This window comes from Microcystis sp. M169S2, assembly GCF_020245865.1.
Lineage (GTDB): Bacteria > Cyanobacteriota > Cyanobacteriia > Cyanobacteriales > Microcystaceae > Microcystis > Microcystis ichthyoblabe_A.
Window position 1 is genome coordinate 20770 of sequence record NZ_JADBUB010000082.1, and the last position, 20989, is coordinate 41758.

The window sequence follows — 20989 nt, forward strand, 5'->3', positions numbered from 1 at the left end:
ATGAATCTACACACTACCTACATGGGTTTGCAATTGCGATCGCCGCTAGTCATCGGTGCGGCCGCACCCTTGAGCGAGGATATCGACAATATCAAGAGAATGGAAGACTTTGGGGCCGCTGCCGTGGTTTTACACTCCTTTTTCGAGGAGCAGATTAAACAGGAAAGACTGGCTCTACACCATCATTTTACCCACGGAGCCGAGAGTTTTGCGGAAGCTTTGACTTATTTTCCCGAACCGGAGGTTTTTCACGTTGGTTCCGACGAATATCTCAACCATATTCGCAAAGCCAAAGAAATGGTCGATATTCCCATTATTGCCAGTCTCAACGGTGAGACCTCTGGGGGATGGTTGGAGTATGCCATTCAAATTCAACAAGCGGGCGCTGATGCTTTGGAGTTGAATGTTTATTATGTTCCCAACGACCTGGAATTAACCGGAAATCACGTCGAACAAAACTATATTGATATCCTCAAAATTGTCAAATCGGAGGTATCGATTCCCGTCTCGATGAAGTTAAGTCCCTACTTTAGCAATACGGCCAATATGGCTAAACAATTAGCGGAAGCGGGGGCCGATGGGTTGGTATTATTTAACCGTTTCTATCAGCCGGATATCGACTTAGAAACCTTAGATGTTCACCCCAATATTATCCTCAGTAATCCCCAAGCAATGCGTTTACCCCTGCGCTGGATTGCCATGCTTTACGGTCGTGTACCGACGGATTTTGCCGCTACCAGTGGTATTCATAACGCCATCGACGTGATCAAAATGATGATGGTGGGGGCAAAAGCGACCATGTTAGTTAGTGTTTTATTACGCCACGGTTTGGAGGAAATTACCAAGATCGAACAGGGTTTATTGCATTGGTTGGAAGAAAATGAGTACGAATCGATCGAGCAGTTAATTGGCAGTATGAGTCAAATGAATTGCCCAGATCCGACCGCTTTTGAACGGGTACAGTATATGAAAGCTCTGCAAAGTTACGAACCTGTTTGGAAACGTTTTCAAACCACCAGTAAATAAAAGTGGGAAGCTTTTTTCAGTGATCAGTGATCAGTAAACAGTAATCAGTGAACTGAAAACTTAACTGAAAACTGAAAACTTACATCTGATCACTGATCACTGATAACTGATAACTGACAAAAAAATCCTGGAGGATATAACCATGAACGAGAATCAAAAGAAAAAAATCGGCATTCTGACCAGTGGTGGCGATTGCCCGGGGTTAAATGCGGTAATTCGTGCCGTGGTGAAATCATCAAAACTCAAGGGTTGGGATGTGTACGGCATTCCCTACGGGACCGACGGTTTTATGCAGATTGCCGAGGGGAAATATCACCCCGAAGATTTGATCCTGACTCAGCATGGCTATAACCTACCCGGGGTCTTGAAAGGATTAGACGTTTTGCAGTTTCTTAGTGGTAGTGTCTTGGGTTCTTTGAGCAAAGGACATCCCGAAAACCCAGAAATTGCCACGAAAATCCTGCAAGGATACGAAATGCTGGGATTAGATGCCCTGATCGTCGTCGGGGGCGATGGGAGCATTGATATCATCTACGATCTCGCCCAGAAAGGCAACTGGAATATTATCGCGGTTCCCAAAACCATCGATAATGACGTTCCCTATACGGAATGGGCAGTCGGTTTTACCACTGCCGTCGATATCGTTACTCAAGCTTTGTATGATCTCACCTTTACCGCCGCTAGTCACGAAAGGGTGATGATTGTGCAGGTGATGGGTAGAGATGCCGGTCATCTAGCCCTTCATGCCGGAATTGCCGGGGGGGCCGATGCGATTTTTATTCCCGAATTAACCCCGGCTCTCACTCCCGCAATTATCGACGGTTGTTGTCGTCATTTGGCAGAATTACGCGCTCAAGGTCGTAAATTCGCTCTTATTGTGATTTCTGAGGGTGTTAAAAACGAAGATAACCAAAAAGAGAAGTATATTGCCGATTATTTAGAAAAATTAATATTTGACAAAACTCGCTCTTTGTGCATTACCGATCCCGTCTTCTGTTATCTCAATTCCATGGATGTGCGGGCCATGTCTTTGGGACACCTGCAAAGAAGTCGTCCTCCTTTGGCCATGGATCGACTGTTAGCCACGGCTTTTGGCATTAAGGCCGTAGAATTAATCGAACAGGGAAAACTCGATCGCGTGGTGATTTGGCGCGGGGGACAAGTGCGTAGTTTGCCCCTGAAACCAGTGATCAAAATTATCAAACAATGTCATCAAGAGCATCGCTGTGCCTATCCCGTGGATCCTGAGGGTTTTATCGTGAAAACAGCCCGTTCTTTGGGAATTTACCTAGGGGAAAATCCCACGACCGAGACGGCAGTGGTTCCAGAAGCTGTGGAGGCGTTGGTTTAGTTATAATAAAGCGAGAAGGGTTGCTCATACTTTCTCGCTTTATTAATTGGTTAAGATTAGGCATTTCTAAACGCTACAATTACGGGAGATACTGACGGCTACTGTCGAAATAAAGAAACTTTTTAAAAGAGTGTAATTAGGGCTTGCTGAATAAATGTGAAATATAGACGAGGTAAGGGTTTTAGGGGCCTATTTTGCGAAACAGGTGCAAGATTTTGAGAGAATCGTGGTTGAAAACCTTGCATCTTCGGGGCGAAGCATTCGGGCATAACCTATCGCTGAAACCGTAGATTTCCTATCCGAATGCTTCGCCCCTACTTTTTCAGCCAGCCCTAATTAATTTTCTGAGCATAAACTTTTATCATTATAAACCCGAACTGTATATCCTTCTCAACCCGACGAATCAAATTCTTTTCTGTCAAATTTGTGGCTTTTCTCGCGAAACAGGTGCAAGATTTTGAGAGAATCGTCGTTCAAAACCTTGCATCTTCATCGGCCCGCGTCCTGTAGGGGCGAAGCATTCGGGCAATAACCTATCGGTGAAACCAGAGATTTTCTATCCGAATGCTTCGCCCGTACTTTTTCAGCAAACCCTACATAAAGACTTCTACTATCAGTAATGAGGTTATAAAATTGAACTATTGGACAAGCTTCAATGAGATGTCTAATCTCTTGAAAATAGTCATTAATCAACAAATTCTATCTCCTCAATTTCTTCTTTGTCTTGCAGTAAAGCTTCTAGCATCCAAGCTTCTCCCATCCATTCATCAAAGTCTAAGGTATGCTGCAATTCATTGTTTTCAAATCGTCTGAGAAATTCTTGTGTCTGCATTTGATACTTAAGTAGGTAGGCGTTAAAAATCATCAGATGCCCCCCTTATTAAGGGGGGATTAAGGGGGGATCCCCCCACCTATCGGCACCCCCCTTATCAAGGGGGACAGGGGGGATCGAACCTAAAATCCATTTTTAATTTAATTATAACCAGCTACTTATTTTCAAAAAAAGTTATTCGTTATTGAGTGCGCTTAATTCCTTCTTGAAGTTCTTGCAGTCTTTCGGTTAATGCGTCTTAAATAAATTTTTTTAAGGAGTTTAGATGCTTGGATTTAAGTTTTACTTCAGCCATAATGCTTCCGAGTTGATAATCGCTGCTGTTTGCCATTCGTCAGTCCATCCTAATTCTAGTTCATCTACTGCTAAAAAAGCTTGGGCGAGTTCTTCTGCTTCTTGTTGTTGTCGCCATTGTTGTAAAATTGAGGCGATGAAAATGCTTTTATTTTCTACTTTCTGGTCTAGGTAATTAACCAGTTCATCGGGTAAAGAAATGGAGATTTTAGCCATGGTTATCTCTTTAGCTATTTGATTCTAATATAGACTATTTTGATTGAGATAAAATAACAGAATTAAGGGGGAAAGACTCAGTTTCTAAACGAGTTAAATCAACAATTTGACTAGCTTGATCAATATCAATTCCAACTAATTTTCCTTCGCTATCAAAATCTAAAACGATATCAGGGGCGATTTCTTGAGAATCGGTGCTTGTTTTTTCTGATAGGCTAATGTATAGAGAATCGGTTTCAGGATAATAACTAAATTTCATTTTTTACTCCTTAAAGTTACGATCTGGGAAGGCGTTATGAATGGTTTCTCCATCATCTAGAGTGACAACTCGCAAGTATTTTCCTAATTCGGGAATGTATAACCAATGACGAATGCGTCCGTTTGGTTCTATTTCTCGTCTAACTGGATTCTGGATAGCCTGTTGACACCATTCTCGCTTAAGATAGGGTCTTTTGACCAAGACTTGTTCTTCAAAGTAGCGGGTAGTTTTCATTCATCATTTTTCTGATCGATTCCTTCTATCATAATTTTAACGAAATTTAGATAAATTTCCCCAGATACTAAATTCTCCCCCCTTTTTAAGGGGGGCAGGGGGGGATCAAATCCCATCACACAAACCCCTATCCTCCTCCCTGACACCAGAATTAGGATTGTGCAAATAAACCCGCACCCAATCGCAACTACGTTCCATTAAATCACTTAAACCCCAGTCTGTCCCAAGATTCCAGAGTTTGATAGTGTTGTCATCACTACCGCTCACCAATGTCTTGCCATCGGGACTAAAATTAACGCTATAGACAAAGTTATCATGCCCCTTGAGGGTGCGAATTTCTTCGCCTGTTTCTACATTCCAGAGTTTGACAGTGTTGTCAGCACTACCGCTCACCAAAGTCTTGCCGTCGGGACTAAAATTAACGCTATTGACATAGCTATCATGCCCCTTGAGGGTGCGAATTTCTTCGCCTGTTTCTACATTCCAGAGTTTGACAGTGTTGTCAGCACTACCGCTCACCAAAGTCTTGCCGTCGGGACTAAAATTAACGCTTCGGACATAGCTATCATGCCCCTTGAGGGTGCGAATTTCTTCGCCTGTTTCTACATTCCAGAGTTTGACAGTGTTGTCAGCACTACCGCTCACCAAAGTCTTGCCGTCGGGACTAAAATTAACGCTTCGGACAGGGTAATCATGCCCTTTGAGGGTGCGGATTTCTTGGCCTGTTTCTACATTCCAGAGTTTGATAGTCTTGTCACCACTACCGCTCACCAAAGTCTTGCCGTTAGGACTAAAATTAACGCTTATGACAGTGTTATCATGCCCCTTGAGAGTACGGATTTCTTTGCCTGTTTCTACATTCCAGAGTTTGATAGTCTTGTCAATACTACCGCTCACCAAAGTCTTGCCGTCGGGACTAAAATTAACGCTCAAAACATAGTCATCATGCCCCTTGAGGGTGCGGATTTCTTGGCCTGTTTCTACATTCCAGAGTTTGATAGTCTTGTCCCCACTACCGCTCATACCCGTATCCTCATCCTCTTTGTCCCAACTAAAACTACTGCTCACCAAAGTCTTGCCGTCGGGACTAAAATCAACGCTATTGACAGGCTCATCATGCCCCTTGAGGGTGCGGATTTCTTGGCCTGTTTCTACATCCCAGAGTTTGATAGTCTTGTCCTCATCACTATCGTCCACCAAAGTCTTGCCTTCGGGACTAATGCTCACCAATGTCTTGCCGTCAGGACTAAAATTAACGCTATTGACAGGCTCATCATGCCCCTTGAGGGTGCGGATTTCTTTGCCTGTTTCTACATTCCAGAGTTTGATAGTGTTGTCCAAACTACCGCTCACCAAAGTCTTGCCGTCGGGACTAAAATTAACGCTATTGACAGAGTAATCATGCCCCTTGAGGGTGCGGATTTCTTGGCCTGTTTCTACATTCCACAGTTTGATAGTATTGTCAGCACTACCGCTCACCAATGTCTTGTCGTCGGGACTAAAATTAACGCTTATGACATAGTAATTATGTCCCTTGAGGGTACGGATTTCTTCGCCTGTCTCTACATTCCAGAGTTTGATAGTCTTGTCCCAACTACCGCTCACCAATGTCTTGCCGTCGGGACTAAAATTAACGCTCAAAACATAGTCATCATGCCCCTTGAGGGTGCGGATTTCTTGGCCTGTTTCTACATTCCAGAGTTTGATAGTCTTGTCCCCACTACCGCTCACCAATGTCTTGCCGTCGGGACTAAAATTAACGTCTAGGTCAAGCTCATTATGCCCCTTGAGGGTGAGGGTGCGGATTACTCTGCCCGTTTCTACATCCCAGAGTTTGATGGTGTTGTCATAACTACCGCTCACCAAAGTCTTGCCGTCGGGACTAAAATTAACGCTATAGACAGCGCTATCATGCCCCTTGAGGGTGCGGATTTCTTGGCCTGTTTCTACATTCCAGAGTTTGATAGTGTTGTCATCACTACCGCTCACCAAAGTCTTGCCGTCGGGACTAAAATTAACGCTATTGACATCGCTATCATGCCCTTCTAAGCGATTGCGTTCACTTTTCTGGTTGAGAAGTTCCTGTAAGGCATTTGTCACATTTTTGTTGTATGCCTGCTGCTTTTGTAGAATTTTTCCCGCTTTAATCGCTTCGACGAAAGCCTCCAAGTTTTTATGTTCATTCAATAGAGATAAGGAATATCTACCAAGAGACTCAGCTTGATTAAATTCGGCTTCTTTTGTCTTATTCCAAGCCATCAAACCCAAACTACTACTAACCACCACCGCCACTAAAGAACCCGCCGCAATCCTTCGCGCTGTTCTAATTTTTTCATTTTTTTGTCGTTCAGCTTGAGTAACACTCGCCTTAATAAACTCTATCGCCACAGCCTCTAAATTAGGCAGAGAATTATTCTTTTGAAACTCAACAATTTTAGCTAACTTAGAACCTCCCCAAAGCTCACTACTCGCTTTTACTGCATCTTGCTTCTGTAAATCATCCCACTGTTTTGCATCAGCATATAAACGACTTCTCAGAACAATTATCTCCTCTTTTTCTCGAATTAAATCCTGTAACACTTTCCAAGAACGAATTAACTCCTCATGTGCTACCTCAACCGTTGCTTTCCCGTCTTCTCCCTTACTCACCAAAAGACGATTATCTATCAATTGATAGAGAACCTCCTTTTGCATTTCCTCCTGTTCAAAACTCGATTTATCCGCCCTTCTGCTAACCGCTTTTTCCCCTTCTAAACTAATTAACTCTAGAAAAATTTCCTCTGCTGCTTTCCGTTGCTGTTCATTAAATTGACCATAAATTTTATCCGCTTGTTTTTCTAGCGCACCCGTTACCCCACCAATCTCTTGATAAGTCTTAATATTTAAAATCCGCTCTTGAATATGATTTTTTTCCCACAATAAATCTAACGTATATTGTAACAGAGGTAAAGAGCCAGCCTGTTCATAAAAATCGGCAATAATTTGATTAATTAATCCCTTTTCAAAGATTACCCCATTTCTCGCCGCCGGTTCAGCAATAGCTAATCTTAACTCACTTTCGTCCATATCTGTTAACATCTTGCTATACTGATCATGGATTTTTCCTAAACTGGGATAAGGACTTAATTTATCTAAAAAATCCGCCCTCATCGTCATCACAATTTTAACTAAACTATCATTATTTTCAATTAATTTAATCAAACTTTTAATGAAAATATCTCTTTCCGTCTTCGGTGTACGAGTAAATAATTCCTCAAATTGGTCAATAAAAATAAACCATAAATCAGAATTATTTTTTAATCCTTCAACCACCTTAATTAAAGTATCTTCCTTAACAGCTTGTGCTAACTTTGCTTGGGATTGTTTATATCTATTTGCCAAAAGACAACCATAGAAAGACTCAAAGGGATTAACATCAGGAACAAAAGTTAAATTAACCAATTTATTTGCGCCAAAATTATCCTTTAACTTAGGAATTAAACCCGCTTGAACTAGAGAAGACTTACCACTTCCCGACGCACCTAAAAGCAATAAAACATTCTTTTGCTTTAAATAATCGGTTAACTCAATAATCCAATTATCTCGCCCAAAAAACCTATCCTTATCATCTACCTCAAACTTCCTTAAACCCAAATAAGGTGAACCCGTAATTAAAGTTTGAGCCTGAATCTCAACTCCTGACTTTTGGGTAATAATATATTGATTGATTACACCGCCACTAATATCACCCGCAATTCCCTTAAATTCACCATCACCAATAAGACCTTTAACATCACCCCCTATTTCTAAATAATAACTTTTATCAGTCATTTTTGCTACCCCAAAATTATTCTTTTAAAGTTAACTTTAAATTGCAGTTTTAGAATTAGCAATTTTTAAGGACTTCCTACTAAACCAAACAATTTAGCCAAACCGCCTAAAATCGTTACAATTAAAGCGACTAAAATCCCTCGACTGACAAACTCTTGATTCTCTAAGCGCTTTTCCACGCCATCAATTTTTCCCTCTAAACGCTTCTCAATACCATCAATTTTTTCCTCCAGACGCTTCTCGACACCATCGATTTTTTCCTCCAGACGCTTCTCGACACCATCAATTTTTACCTCCAGACGCTTCTCGACACCATCAATTTTTCCCTCCAGACGCTTAATTTCACCTTTAACTTCACTAAGTTCAATCTTAATATCAGTAACATCTTTTTGAAGATTGTCTAACTTTTGATTGATTTGAATTAGAAAATCTTTAAGTTCTACCTCAACAGTAATTGACATAAATTTCCCTCCTAAATAATTCTCAACTAATTAATGTTCTGACTAATATTTCTACCACTAATATCTCCTGCAATTCCCTTAAAAGTACCATCTCCCACCATTCCCGTAATATCATCACCAACATTAATATTATACTTACCTGCGGCAAATTCTTCAGGTTTTAATTGCTTGAGTAATTCTTCTGCTGTCTTAATAACCTCTGCATCTCTATCAATTTTTGCCTCAAGTAACTCTTCTTTGAGCAGTGTTTTTACCCCCTCTGAATCTGGTTTTTTCTCATGTTTATCGACGATATCACTATCATCTGTTTTCCCTTTTTCTGCAAATTTCTTCTTAATCAACGCTTTTAAACCCTCATAAGCATCCTTAACGGCTGTTCCTGCCGTATCCTTAGCAGCAGCAACCGCACCAGCAGCCAACGCAGCGAGAATTAGAGAAATCGGTTCCATTGCCTGAGACTCCAAATTAGATATTGCTGACTCAATCTTAGATCAAAGCAAAGTATCTGACGCGATTATGGCGCAGGTATTGGGCGCAAATGGCTTGCTCGTCGGGGTTGTTGGCTACTACTATAAGCTGGACGTAGGGGACTTGCTTGGGAATAATATCCCAGCCAGAAAATCGCTCTGTAGAAAAATCAGACCAGCCAGATAGCATATTATCAAAGCGTAAGTCCCTTAGCTGCGGGGACTCTCGAAGGACTTCCCCCTACTTAGGGTGATCAGCACACTTGAGCGATCGGAGGGCGCAGGTTCCTGGCACTTCTACAGTAACGGATTTTGTCCACAATGTAGGGGCGAACTGCGTTCGCCCAAAAGATACATTATCAAAGCGCAAGTCCCTAATCCCGTTTAGAGCATATTTCATTTAGACGAGAAAGGCTGTACTTAAAAAAATATGGTATGATGAGAAATTGTCAGTTTTACGAAAGCCGATGAAAACGGAAGAGATTATCAAATCAATCGAAGCCGAGTATCTCAAGAGCGATCTGCCCATTATCCATGTCGGTGACACGATCCGGGTAGGGGTGCGAATCGTTGAAGGAGATAAAGAGCGGATTCAGCCCTACGAGGGTATTGTCATCGCCAAACGCCATGGCGGTATCAACGAAACGATTACAGTACGCAAAGTCTTCCAGGGTGTGGGAGTAGAAAGAGTTTTCCTGCTCCACTCGCCCCGGGTTGCCAATATCAAGATCATCCGTCGTGGTAAAGTACGCCGGGCGAAACTCTACTATCTGCGCGATCGGGTTGGCAAAGCCACCAGGGTCCAAGAACGTTTCGATCGCCCTCTCTAAAAAATTTCCGGCGACAGCCTAACCAAGAAAGTTGCTTAATCGCCAACAACTACGCTATAATAAATAAAGGCCTTAAAAAAGCCCAATAGTTTAGCGAATGGGCGCTCTTAGTTCAGTTGGTAGAACGCAGGTCTCCAAAACCTGATGTCGGGGGTTCAAGTCCTCCAGGGCGCGTTTGGTAATCACCAAGCCGATAATTGCAAAGGACATAATCTAAATGTCTGAGGGTTAGTGTGGGTTGTCCGGTGAAAATGATAAGTTAAGGATAGCTTGAGTATCATTTTAAGGAGTAGCGATCGTGGCCAAAAAAGAAACCCTAGAAAAAGACGCGAGCGACAAGAAAGAGGGAAGCTCTTTTCAGGTCAAGGAATTCGTCAATGAAACCAAAGAAGAACTCGCCAAAGTCGTCTGGCCTTCCCGTCAGCAACTTTTGAGCGAATCGGCGGCGGTGATGTTAATGGTGACTTTGGTAGCCACTCTCATCTATCTGATTGATAAATTCTTTGCCTGGGGTGCGGGGAAGGTGTTCCCATGAATCTAGAAGAAGAGCAGTTTCCCGAAGAACTCAATCTTAGCGGCCTACCGAAAAAACCCCGTTGGTATGCCGTGCAGGTGGCTTCCGGTTGTGAGAAACGGGTCAAAGCTAATTTGGAACAGCGCATCCACACCCTCGATGTGGCCGATCGCATTCTGCAAGTCCAGATTCCCCAAGCGGCCACCGTCAAAGTCCGCAAGGATGGTTCACGGCAACACGGTGAGGAAAAAGTCTTCCCCGGTTATGTCCTGATCAGAATGATCATGGATGATGACGCTTGGCAGGTGGTCAAAAACACCCCCCATGTGATCAACTTTGTCGGGGCCGAACAAAAACGCCACTACGGACGCGGCCGCGGTCACGTCACCCCGCTACCCTTGAGTATGTCAGAAGTCGATCGCATCTTCAAACAAGCTCAGATTCAAGAACCCGTCGTCAAAATCAATATGGAAGTTGGCGATCAAATCTTGGTTCTATCCGGTCCATTTAAGGACTTTGAAGGGGAAGTGATCGAAGTTAGTCCCGAGCGCGGCAAACTCAAGGCCCTGCTCTCCATTTTTGGTCGGGATACCCCGGTCGAATTGGAATTTAATCAAGTCGAAAAACAAAACTAAATCATGGCTAAAAAAGTCGTCGCAATTATTAAACTAGCTTTACCTGCTGGTAAGGCTAACCCTGCTCCTCCGGTCGGTCCTGCTTTGGGTCAACACGGGGTAAATATTATGGCGTTTTGTAAAGATTACAACGCTAAAACCGCCGATCAGGCCGGGATGATCATCCCTGTGGAAATCTCCGTTTTTGAGGATCGGAGTTTTACCTTTGTCCTCAAAACTCCCCCCGCTTCCGTTCTCATCCGCAAAGCGGCTGGTGTGGAAAGAGGTTCCAACGAACCTAACAAGAAATTTGTCGCCACCATTACCCGCGACCAATTACGGGAAATCGCCCAAACTAAAATGCCCGATCTTAACGCTAACGACATCGAAGCGGCCATGAATATTGTGGCGGGAACGGCCAAAAATATGGGTGTCAAGATCTCAGACTAAATCTTATTACGGGGAGAAGTTAAGCTTCGTTATTACCCAAGGAGCAACAAATCAGATGGTAAAAAAAGTTTCACGACGTTTGCGAGATGCCCAGGCTAAGGTAGAAAATAAAGCCTACGAGCCATTAGAGGCACTAACATTATTAAAGGAATTAGCGACGGCGAAATTCGACGAAACCGCCGAAGCTCATATTCGTTTAGGTATCGATCCTAAATATACCGACCAACAACTGCGGACAACGGTAAGTTTACCCAAAGGAACCGGACGCACGGTGCGAGTAGCGGTCATTACTCGCGGGGAAAAGGTACAGGAAGCGAACAACGCCGGGGCCGATATCGTTGGTTCGGAAGAATTAATCGAAGAAATCGCCAAGGGGATGATGGATTTCGAGGTGTTAATCGCCACCCCCGATATGATGCCGAAAGTGGCTAAATTAGGTCGTCAACTCGGTCCGCGGGGTTTAATGCCTTCACCGAAAGGGGGAACCGTAACCACGGATTTAACGGGAGCAATCTCTGAGTTTAAAGCGGGTAAATTGGAATTCCGGGCCGATCGCACTGGGATCGTTCACGTTCAATTTGGCAAAGCTTCTTTTAGTGCCGAGGATTTGTTAATCAATTTGAAAGCTTTACAGGAAACGGTGGACAGAAACCGGCCTTCCGGGGCCAAGGGGCGTTACTGGCGCACAGTTTACGTTTCTTCCTCCATGGGGCCATCGATTCAAGTGGATATTAGCGCGCTGCGGGATCTGAAATTAGCAGAAGGTTAATACAGTTATTTTTTCTGAAAAAGCCTCCAAGTAATTGGGGGCGTTTTTTTGGCTTGATCGCCCGATTGATATAGAATCAAAAGGCTACACTCAAGATTAATCGCTTGAATTATTCTCTTGTATCTGTTCTTAAAGCCAGCGTGTGGATTGTAGATTCCCCTAATACCCGTATTTTAGCCCCCAGTGCGATCGCTCTTGGTAACTTTGATGGTTTGCACCTAGGTCATCAAACCGTCCTACAGCCAATTTTTCAGGATGAACCCGCTTATCCCACCGTTGTTAGTTTTACTCCCCACCCGCGGGAATTTTTTACGGGGGAAAAATGGCAGTTATTAACTCCTCTAGGGGAAAAGGTGGAGGTTTTGGAGAATTTAGGCGTTAAACAATTAGTTTTACTGCCTTTCTCTGCTCAATTAGCTTCCCTGACTCCCTTGGCTTTTATCGAACAGATTTTAGTAGCAAAATTACAGGCTAAATCGATCAGTGTTGGTCAAGATTTCCGCTTCGGTTATCGTCGTCAAGGTACAGCCGAAGATTTATTACAGATCGCCTCTCAATTTAACATTAAAGTCGAGATTGTTGCTTTAAAAAACTGTGGGACGGGTCGAATTAGTAGTTCCCTAATTCGTCAAGCTTTGGCAGCAGGAAACGTTGAGCAAGCTGGGCAAATGTTAGGTCGTCCCTACAGTTTAACCGGTCGTGTGGTCATCGGGCAACAGCTGGGCAGAACATTAGGTTTTCATACCGCTAATCTACAGGTTCCTCCCGATAAATTATTGCCGCGATTGGGGGTTTATTGCGGTTGGGTGCATCTTGATGGTTCTCGCTTACCAGCAGTTATGAACATCGGTTATCGTCCCACGATCGAGGGAAAAACTATCAGTGTGGAAATCCATTTATTGGATTGGTCAGGCAATGTATATGATCGCATTTTAACGATGGATTTAGTGCAATTCCTGCGACCAGAACAGAAATTTAATTCTCTCGATCGATTAAAAAATCAGATCGAGATAGACTGCGATCGCTCTCGGTTAATTCTAACTTCTGTAACTGACAATTCCTAATATTTTTGGTATTCTCTTTCCACTTTACCCACGGCTTTCAATAAAGGAGAATCGAGGGAATCGATCCAATCAGCTACTTCTCGCGCTAATCCTAGGGTAACAATGCCTTGAGACGGTGGTAATTGACCAGCTAACGCCTGACTTTTGATGGTTTTCAGGACAGAAATTAAACCCTCAATCCGAGTCGATCTTTCTGTTTTCGGCATCTGTTCGGCCACGGTAATAGCTTGGTCAATTGATTGAATTAATTCCCTCATGTTCGTTTCCATAATATTCTAGCGACAGGAAAGAGATGTAACCGTTATTGCTCGCCCCTCTCCCCATTGTATATTGGCATCTCGCGAGTCTTTAATAAAAGTTTGCTGACCACCACCGGGATAACAATCAGCCGGATTCTGGGGGGCGACAATTCCTTGATAAACCGTTGTTCCCGCAGGTAAAGTCACCGATATTACTTTGGTCGCTTGATTGGGAGGATTCCACTTTTGATCGAGGGCTAAATTTCTGATCACCTCCACATTGGTGGTATATTGATCCGTGGTCAGAAAACGACCTTTTTTGTAATTTTCGTCACTATAATAACGGAAGAAAGTCTGGGGTTTTTCTAGGGTAATTGCCTGACATTCACTATTGCGAAAAGTGATGGCAAGATCTGGAGGAAGGGGACAGGAAGGAGCCTGATCTTGAGCCAATATTTTCCGAGAATTGAAAGTCAAATTTTCGGGTAAACTATTGGTTAATGTACTGGCAGCGATTCCTAAAACAAGACTAAAAACGAGTGAACTGGCTTTCATCTTCACTGATTAAGAGAAATTCTTCTCGATTTTACCGTACTGAACCGACTGAAAATCTTGATTTCGCCCACTGGCAACAATTCTTAACTAATTTTCTCCCTGCTCGCCACCCTAACCCCGATTAGCTCCCTAGCAGAAAATTTCCCGCCATTGTCTGTCAACTTTTCTCGCTAGTTTGGGCAAATTAGGAAAAGAATCGTTAAGATCAAAAAAACTTAACATTAATCTTCTTGACAAAATCCCCCATTTGTGCTATGAGAGACGCTATTGATATTTTGATGGAAAATTTGAGCCGGAGCATCGTCGGCCAAACCGAATCGATTCGCATTGTGCTGGTGGCTTTACTCAGTGGTGGCCACGCTCTCCTGGAAGATGTACCCGGAGTCGGCAAAACCCTGTTAGCCAAATCCTTAGCGCGTTCAATTAACGGTCGTTTCCAACGGGTACAATGCACCCCTGACCTCCTTCCTAGTGATATCACGGGAACGACGATTTGGAACCCCAACAGTCGCGAATTTGAATTTATCCCTGGCCCCGCTTTTGCTAACGTCCTGTTGGCCGATGAAATCAACCGGGCTACCCCGCGCACCCAATCGGCACTTCTAGAAGTCATGGAAGAAAAACAAGTTACCGTCGATGGAGAAGCGCGGCCGGTCCCCCAACCCTTCTTTGTTATCGCCACCCAAAACCCAATCGAATATCAAGGCACTTTTCCGCTTCCAGAAGCACAAATGGATCGTTTTGCCGTTTGCCTGAGTTTGGGTTATCCCAGCGCCACAGAAGAATTAAAAATGTTACAAAGACAGCATTCTCAAGAGGCGGTTAAATCGCTAGAAGCTTGTATTTCCCTAGAACAGGTGGGAGAATTGCAAAGATTAGTCAGTCTGGTCCGGGTAGCTCCTGCTTTACAGCAATATATTGTCGATTTAGTCCGCGCTACCCGTGACCACGAAGATATTAGTTTAGGAGTCAGTCCCCGGGGTTGTGTGGTTTTGCAAAAAGCAGTTCAAGCTTACGCTTTCCTCGAAGGTCGCGATTATGCCATTCCCGATGATGTTAAGTTAATTACTCCCTACGTCTTCTGCCATCGTCTGATTCCTAGTCACGGTCGTCAAGCTAAAGCGATCGTGGAAAGACTTCTGCAATCGGTGGCGATCGAGGATCGCATCTATGCTTAAATTTCAGTTATCGATGAATGGTAAGTTACAGGGTATTTCTAAATTCTGCCAAATTGGTAGAGCCGATCTATTAATTGCTAGTATTGCCTTAGCTAACTCAAGGCTTGGGTAAAAAAATTTAGTGAGTCCACGGAAAATCTGCTCTCAGGAGAAAACAATGTTTTGTTCACAGTGTGGAATCAAAAGTGGACATCTCTAAAAATTATCACCCGCTCACAGCTTGCTTTTATGTTCTGTACTAATCAAGCAGTTCGATAACGGAAATGTATGTCTATCGTTGCTAATTCAATTTCAATGATCGTTCCCTTCCTCCTTGCTAGAAAAGCGATCGCCCGATCTTGTATAGGCTAGATTAAGTTTCTGTAAAATTACCTCTCTGAATGCGATCATCAATCAATTTTGATACCACGGAAGTATGTAATTTTTAGAAGCTCTAACAAACCCTTTTTGGTTGTTATATTCAACCATCAGCCATAAACCACTATTGCCAAAACCAACATGAAAAACTTTCGGTCTTTGAGAACTAGAGTCAACCAGACTTTTGATCACTGTATCTATAGGGATAGTGGTGATAGGCGGTGAGCCTGTACCAACAGAAGGACGTAAATTCAAATCAGTCAAGGTTTTAAAGTTTGGCGCATTGATAATCTCCCAAACCTCAACATCATTTTCACCGGCCTTTTCTTGCATTTCTTCCTGCGTCATGGAGTAGGTTACGTCACCAAAATATTCTCGAAAGACTTCTAGACCCACAGATTGAATTTCATCAAAAGAGGATGGGATAGGTCGTGTAGCAGTTGATTTTGGAAAAACCAGGTACTCAACTCCAAATTCGATTCCACTAATAATCTCAGTTTTACCAGCATTCCAAGGGTTTTCTCCCAATGCTTCAACCAGTTTGATCGAGCCTTCACCAATTTTATCGCTAGGTCCTTGATCAGCATAAATTGCCAAGATTTCCTGTCCTTGCCAACGAACAAGAGCTAAGTCTCCTAGCTTACAAGTTACACCGGAGACTGAAGCAAAATTTCCGGGTAAAACATAATAGGGAATGGTTTCTGCATTGACATACTCAGCATCTCCTCGCCAACCTTTGCTCTTGCGGAGAGATGTTGGCAGTTGACCATATTTGGGATCAATAGTCCGTGCGCGAGGTGAACCATCAGCATCCGTATCCATATCAGCTTTGATGTAAACAGCACCGTTACTGAGTATCTTGATGCGTGATTGAGAGGGTTGATAGGAATGGGAAATGCTCCTTCCTGCTTGTATAGCAGCAAGAATTTTATCTGACCATAACTGAGACATATTGATTTCCTCCCAAGGATAAAAGATAATTTTAGTTTGACATTAAAAACCGACTAGATTTACTCGCATTTAAAATATCTACCTTCTTTATCTTCAGACTTTTGTTTACACCAATCGTTAAAATCAATTAAGTAGGTGGGTGGAATTAAATATAAGATGAACGTAGGTTAAATTGAAGCATGAAACCCAACGCCCGCAAGGATTACGCTACCGCCAACCCATCCTTTTTTCTCTTCATTATTATTCATAATTCATCCCCTCTATCTTACTACTTAATTTCAGAACACTTACACCACCTTATAAGTTTGATGGCTCTCTTGATTACTGCGGACAAAATGTTCTACCATAATAAACAAGAGAGCCGCTTTGATTATGCAGGTTGCAGTTCAGCAATAACCGTTGACGCAATCGCATAAGCCGCTTCGGTAGATAGTTTTTCGGCTTCTGCTCGTGTATCAATGGCATCTAAAAAGTAACTCTCACACAGAACACAAATCGGACAATTCGTGTCTTCAGACTCCGAGAGAACGGTTACACCATTTTCCATTACACCAAAATCCCTTTGTCCAATTGCATTAGCAACCGAAGTCGAAAGTTTTTTGGCAAAAGCGATCGATTTTGGTTTAGCTTTGGTTGGGTGAACCATTACACAAGTGTAGTGAGGTTTTCTGTCCGTAGCATTGTGATGCAAACTGAGAAACATGGAATGATCTGCGGCTTTTTGTCCGATCAGATCGCGCGGATCGCTTGCTGGATCGAAAATCTCGGCTGAAATGCTTGCTTTATCTAGTTCCGCTTTCACGATCTTGGCTTGCAAAAGATTCATCTCATATTCAGGAGTCCCATCTTTTGCATCAGTACCTGAATGGATGGGGGAATGACCAGGATCAATTAAAACAGAAGCTGGACGAACAGAAGGATGGTCCATAATCTGATTCCAAGTCCGTTCATCTACTATCCCTGTTACTTCCGATTCCCCTAAATGATCCCGTTGGAAATTTTCAACAGCCTGTTTGGTTTTGGGTCCAAAAATCTTGTCAACCCGACCACAGTTAAAGCCAATTTCATTAAGTTTGGCTTGTAATTGTCCAACTTGTAACCCTTGACTGCCTACTTGTAATAACATAAACTTGTCTCCTCCAATCTCTCGTAAAAGTTTTTGTTTTTTGTGCTTCTGGATAGCATCGATTTATGATCTAGTCTGCATACCCTAAAAAATTAAACAAACGGTGAGTTTTCCCAGCGTCCCCCCTATTCTGAAAAAACTCACCAGAAGCCTTTATCTGGCCCCTCACACCTTATCGAATCGGTCTCCTATCCGAACTGTCCCGTATCGACCCATTCACTCTTGATTAGCGACCACCAATCAGTCGCCAGCCCATCGAGGACGTACTTGTAGGGCAGCCAGCCGTAGCCTGCGCTTCCCCAGCCAGTCCCCCAGGAGTTGCGAATCAGCAAGGCACCAGTGGTTTCAATGCCACCCGCATTGGTATTCTTGATCTTGAGGTTGTCGTCGTAACCAACTGCGTCAATGGCGTGACCGCCGAGAACTCTCTCGCCCCGAGTCGGGTAAGGAATCTTGCCGGTCGTGTTGCCCTGACTGATAGAACTGTAAACAGTAAAGCCAAACATTGAGGGCAGCCCATTTGCCAAGTAGGTTTTAATCTGAGTTAATAGGTTGCTCCGTGTCGTTCCTGGGGGGTCGAGGCGATAGTAAGAGATCGCTTGGAAGCTCTGGGCAAAAGCGTAGCAGAATGCCGACGGCTCTTTGTCAAAATCAGCGATATTGTAGGGATAGTATTCTTCTGGTGGTACGCCAAACAAGGTGAGGGCGTACATTGTTGAGCGCAAGAAGGCCCCCGTATCTCCCGTCCATTTGAGCAAGTTGCGCGTCACTTTGTAGAGGAAGAGTCTGGAAGCATCGAGGTGTTTGCCAAAAGCTCGCCGCTCAAAATACTCCACCAGTCCGACCCCGGCGTGGGCCGTACAAGAACCGATAGTTTTTTGATCCTCGATGAGGGAACACCACGGCCTCAAGTCCACGCTGGTTGGCAGCGCTGCTGGGGCAGATGTCGTTGCTCCCACTTTGGCCAGCATTTGCTTGACAGATGGCTGTCCCAAAGCTTGCAGTTTGGACGGTACGCGTTCAGATTGAAAAGTGACATCACGAATATCGGGATAGTCGGGCAACCATCCCATTGCGGGAATTACAAATGTTTCACTCATTTTTCTTTTCCTCCTAAGTCGTTACTCACTAGCCCCAGGCTGTCTGAGAAGCCTTTACTCTCGGACTTGGAGCGTGACGGTAAATCGTTCGACAATTGACGGTTCTCCTTGCCACTCTCGCCAGAGCTTAAGCCTTAGTTGGCCTATCCCAGCCCGTTGCGCTTTAAAGGTCAGGACTCTCTGACCGCCCCCGCCGACTCTCGACTCTATGGCAGGTACATACTCAGAGGCCTGCAGCTTCACTAAATCGCTCCCGACACCATCGACCGCCCACTGAAAGCCAGTGGTGGGATTTTCGTCGAGGGACAGTAGCAGCAGGTCATTGACCTGCATGGTGATGGATTTGCCGTTGTCAGTGCGAGTAAGGGTTAGCATTGCATCTTGACCGTTCCCTCCTTTCGGGTTCCACTCTGTCGCCCCACAGCCCTGGGAAAAGACCGGGGAAAGCACGAAGATTAGAGTTATGACAATCGCGACGGCCCACTTAAGAGAACGATCCATTATTTTCCTCCCTCGTCTCTATAACGGCCACAGGGATTTACTCTCGTTATTGCAGTTGGGAAATCGCGCCAAGCGCAGAACAAACTGGGAAACGATCTAATTTAATTGTCTCTTGCTTTGCCCACCGAGAAATGGTAGGATGGAAGATTTGTGATTTTTCTTAATAATCCCCCTCGCCTGCGCCTACACGAGCTTCAAATACCCTTCAGAGCAGTCCTATCCGTAATTTGAAATAACTCCTCAATGCTCCCCCATTTCGCCCCCCTAGAGGAGAGAATTGCCACGATCAAAACCTCTAGCGGGGGAATAACAACGACTAGCAATTAAACCCAAAACTAACCACCAGAGGGTACTAACTTGGGGACGATACCAAACCGTATCAAAAAAACCGTGGGCAAGAATTCCAGCCATAGCGGCAATTGCCCCGATTAACCAAAAGCCTTGACTATCCATTTTATCGCGTAAAAGTTTAATTTGATGGATGCCTTGGCCGATAGTTGTGACTAATAACCAGAGGAAACAGGTAAAACCAATAATTCCCGTTTCTACCATGATTTCTAATAGCACAGAATAGGCACTTAAAGCCGTGTATTTTGGTTTCATGAATAGGGGGTAAATTTTCTTAAAAGCATCATTACCCGGTCCGATGCCCAAAAGCGGATAAGTTTGAATCATGCGGATAACTGCATCCCAAACATTAATCCGAAAGTTATTACTACTATCTTCCCGGCCTGCAAAAATACTCATCACCCGAATTCGCAGCGGCTCCACCAATAAAATCGCCCCTAAAATCACCACGGCTAAACCCCCTAAAACTAATGGTAAAAGCCATGTTTGCCAAAATAAAGGTAGATAATTTTTGAACCAATAAAATAATAGCAATAAGAAGACGATTCCTAAGACCATCAAACCAATCCAACCGCCACGACTCTCGGTAAAAAATAAACAAGCGGCATTGGCTAAAGTTAATAAAGCCGCTAAAATTTTCGGTAGCCATCCCTGCCACACAAACAAGGCTGCACCGCTAAAGGCAATACCAGGGAATAAATAACTAGCTAATAAATTAGGATTACCGAGATAACTATAAACCCTAGTATCTCCCGCTAATTCTGAAGTGGGATCGTTCCAAGTTGCTAACTGTTCCGCACCAAAAATTTGCTGACGAATGCCGTAAACGCTCACTGCTAAGGCGGTTAAAACTAAAGTAGTCAGAATCCAATTTGTTAGGCGTGGCGAACGCATGATTCGGGCGGTAAAGGCAAAAAAGATGAGATTGAGAGTTAATTTAATTAGTCCTTCCAAAGCTGCCATTTTAACGGGAGAAAAAGCCGTAGAAACCGTGGCAATTCCCCAGTATAAAAGCACTAAAATGTGAATCGGTGTCACCCCGATTTTGCCTTCATCCACAAGGGTTAACAGTAGCCAATAACCGGCTATTGCTAACAATAAAAAACCGATTTGACTGGTGGAAAAAAACGGCGCAGTGGCGATAAGAAGAGAGATTAACAGCGCACCCATCAGTTCTGTCCACTCCACAAACCGGCTACCCTGTCGCCATTGACTAAAAAGGCCGACGAAACGATGCAGATAGCTATATTTTGACCAAGAAGCGGGGGAAAAGTTCAGTAGGGTGATTTGTTTCCAAAAAGCATTCATAGGGTTTTTAGTTGCGGTTGTCACCATCACACTTTGATTAAGATACCGATTGTATCTTAATTGTTGACTCTTGGGAGCGAAAAGAGTTTCAGTCTGGTGTCTTAGGGCAGCTTCACACAGTCAAAACCTAATAGC

Annotated in this window: 24 protein-coding genes and 1 tRNA gene; 10 read left to right on the forward strand and 15 right to left on the reverse strand. The window is 43.7% G+C overall.

Going from position 1 to position 20989, the window contains the following annotated elements; all coding sequences use genetic code 11:
• Positions 1-1026, forward strand: a complete 1026-nt coding sequence (locus tag IM485_RS08480) for a dihydroorotate dehydrogenase-like protein (protein ID WP_104395596.1) — start codon at positions 1-3, stop codon at positions 1024-1026.
• Positions 1027-1168: 142 nt separating this feature from the next.
• Positions 1169-2377 (forward strand): ATP-dependent 6-phosphofructokinase, encoded by a 1209-nt coding sequence (locus IM485_RS08485; RefSeq protein ID WP_287742435.1) that lies wholly within the window; start codon positions 1169-1171, stop codon positions 2375-2377.
• 685 nt (positions 2378-3062) lie between these two features.
• On the opposite strand, the gene IM485_RS08490 is transcribed toward IM485_RS08485, so the two are convergent.
• From IM485_RS08490 to IM485_RS08525, 8 genes are all read right to left on the reverse strand, one after another.
• Positions 3063-3209 carry a hypothetical protein gene (locus tag IM485_RS08490; protein WP_004161760.1) on the reverse strand — a complete coding sequence of 49 codons (147 nt, stop codon included), beginning with the start codon at positions 3207-3209 and terminating at the stop codon, positions 3063-3065.
• Positions 3210-3491: 282 nt separating this feature from the next.
• Positions 3492-3719, reverse strand: a complete 228-nt coding sequence (locus tag IM485_RS08495) for a DUF8778 family protein (RefSeq protein WP_079209082.1) — start codon at positions 3717-3719, stop codon at positions 3492-3494.
• Between the two features lie 34 nt (positions 3720-3753).
• Positions 3754-3978, reverse strand: coding sequence for a DUF2283 domain-containing protein (locus tag IM485_RS08500; protein ID WP_072923712.1), 225 nt, complete (start codon positions 3976-3978; stop codon positions 3754-3756).
• A gap of 3 nt (positions 3979-3981) precedes the next feature.
• Positions 3982-4212, reverse strand: a complete 231-nt coding sequence (locus tag IM485_RS08505) for a hypothetical protein (protein ID WP_002742722.1) — start codon at positions 4210-4212, stop codon at positions 3982-3984.
• A gap of 105 nt (positions 4213-4317) precedes the next feature.
• Positions 4318-8022 (reverse strand): NACHT and WD repeat domain-containing protein, encoded by a 3705-nt coding sequence (locus IM485_RS08510; protein ID WP_287742437.1) that lies wholly within the window; start codon positions 8020-8022, stop codon positions 4318-4320.
• A gap of 65 nt (positions 8023-8087) precedes the next feature.
• Positions 8088-8483 (reverse strand): hypothetical protein, encoded by a 396-nt coding sequence (locus IM485_RS08515; protein ID WP_287742439.1) that lies wholly within the window; start codon positions 8481-8483, stop codon positions 8088-8090.
• Positions 8484-8509: 26 nt separating this feature from the next.
• Positions 8510-8932, reverse strand: coding sequence for a Het-E N-terminal domain-containing protein (locus tag IM485_RS08520; protein ID WP_104395600.1), 423 nt, complete (start codon positions 8930-8932; stop codon positions 8510-8512).
• A 37-nt stretch (positions 8933-8969) separates the two neighbouring features.
• Positions 8970-9140, reverse strand: coding sequence for a hypothetical protein (locus IM485_RS08525; protein ID WP_192575966.1), 171 nt, complete (start codon positions 9138-9140; stop codon positions 8970-8972).
• A 277-nt stretch (positions 9141-9417) separates the two neighbouring features.
• Here IM485_RS08525 and rplS point away from each other — a divergent pair, with 277 nt between their 5' ends.
• From rplS to IM485_RS08560, 7 genes are all read left to right on the forward strand, one after another.
• Positions 9418-9780: a 50S ribosomal protein L19 gene (gene rplS / locus IM485_RS08530; protein ID WP_002754314.1), complete on the forward strand. Its 363-nt coding sequence runs from the start codon at positions 9418-9420 to the stop codon at positions 9778-9780.
• Between the two features lie 101 nt (positions 9781-9881).
• A tRNA-Trp gene (locus IM485_RS08535) sits at positions 9882-9954 on the forward strand.
• Positions 9955-10078: 124 nt separating this feature from the next.
• On the forward strand, positions 10079-10315 hold the full coding sequence (gene secE / locus IM485_RS08540) for a preprotein translocase subunit SecE (protein WP_002737505.1): 237 nt from the start codon (positions 10079-10081) through the stop codon (positions 10313-10315).
• The gene (nusG, locus tag IM485_RS08545) at positions 10312-10929 is read left to right on the forward strand and encodes a transcription termination/antitermination protein NusG (protein ID WP_002735925.1); all 618 of its coding nucleotides are present in this window, start codon (positions 10312-10314) and stop codon (positions 10927-10929) included. The genes secE and nusG overlap by 4 nt, the downstream gene beginning before the upstream one ends.
• A gap of 3 nt (positions 10930-10932) precedes the next feature.
• Positions 10933-11358 (forward strand): 50S ribosomal protein L11, encoded by a 426-nt coding sequence (gene rplK, locus IM485_RS08550; RefSeq protein WP_004160232.1) that lies wholly within the window; start codon positions 10933-10935, stop codon positions 11356-11358.
• Positions 11359-11413: 55 nt separating this feature from the next.
• Positions 11414-12127, forward strand: a complete 714-nt coding sequence (rplA, locus tag IM485_RS08555; RefSeq protein ID WP_043999247.1) for a 50S ribosomal protein L1 — start codon at positions 11414-11416, stop codon at positions 12125-12127.
• Between the two features lie 140 nt (positions 12128-12267).
• A complete protein-coding gene (locus IM485_RS08560) occupies positions 12268-13191 on the forward strand; it encodes a bifunctional riboflavin kinase/FAD synthetase (protein ID WP_287234213.1) in 924 nt (307 codons plus the stop codon).
• On the opposite strand, the gene IM485_RS08565 is transcribed toward IM485_RS08560, so the two are convergent.
• Entirely contained in the window at positions 13188-13460 is a 273-nt protein-coding gene (locus IM485_RS08565; protein ID WP_193957401.1) for a hypothetical protein, read from the reverse strand. The two genes, IM485_RS08560 and IM485_RS08565, sit on opposite strands and share 4 nt — an antisense overlap.
• Before the next feature lie 6 nt (positions 13461-13466).
• Positions 13467-13985: a hypothetical protein gene (locus tag IM485_RS08570; RefSeq protein WP_287742444.1), complete on the reverse strand. Its 519-nt coding sequence runs from the start codon at positions 13983-13985 to the stop codon at positions 13467-13469.
• Between the two features lie 254 nt (positions 13986-14239).
• Between IM485_RS08570 and IM485_RS08575 the strand changes: the two genes are divergently transcribed.
• Positions 14240-15163 (forward strand): AAA family ATPase, encoded by a 924-nt coding sequence (locus tag IM485_RS08575; RefSeq protein ID WP_104395602.1) that lies wholly within the window; start codon positions 14240-14242, stop codon positions 15161-15163.
• Positions 15164-15556: 393 nt separating this feature from the next.
• On the opposite strand, the gene IM485_RS08580 is transcribed toward IM485_RS08575, so the two are convergent.
• The 5 genes from IM485_RS08580 to IM485_RS08600 all read right to left on the reverse strand — a co-directional run bounded on the left by IM485_RS08580 (position 15557) and on the right by IM485_RS08600 (position 20854).
• Complete coding sequence (locus tag IM485_RS08580) at positions 15557-16471, reverse strand: glycoside hydrolase family 75 protein (RefSeq protein WP_104395603.1); 915 nt, start codon at positions 16469-16471, stop codon at positions 15557-15559.
• Positions 16472-16841: 370 nt separating this feature from the next.
• A complete protein-coding gene (locus IM485_RS08585) occupies positions 16842-17597 on the reverse strand; it encodes an N-acetylmuramoyl-L-alanine amidase (protein ID WP_104395604.1) in 756 nt (251 codons plus the stop codon).
• 188 nt (positions 17598-17785) lie between these two features.
• Positions 17786-18697: a C1 family peptidase gene (locus IM485_RS08590; protein ID WP_287742447.1), complete on the reverse strand. Its 912-nt coding sequence runs from the start codon at positions 18695-18697 to the stop codon at positions 17786-17788.
• A 54-nt stretch (positions 18698-18751) separates the two neighbouring features.
• Complete coding sequence (locus IM485_RS08595) at positions 18752-19147, reverse strand: protease inhibitor I42 family protein (RefSeq protein WP_287742449.1); 396 nt, start codon at positions 19145-19147, stop codon at positions 18752-18754.
• A gap of 315 nt (positions 19148-19462) precedes the next feature.
• Positions 19463-20854: an IctB family putative bicarbonate transporter gene (locus IM485_RS08600; RefSeq protein ID WP_104395607.1), complete on the reverse strand. Its 1392-nt coding sequence runs from the start codon at positions 20852-20854 to the stop codon at positions 19463-19465.
• Positions 20855-20989 lie beyond the last annotated feature (135 nt).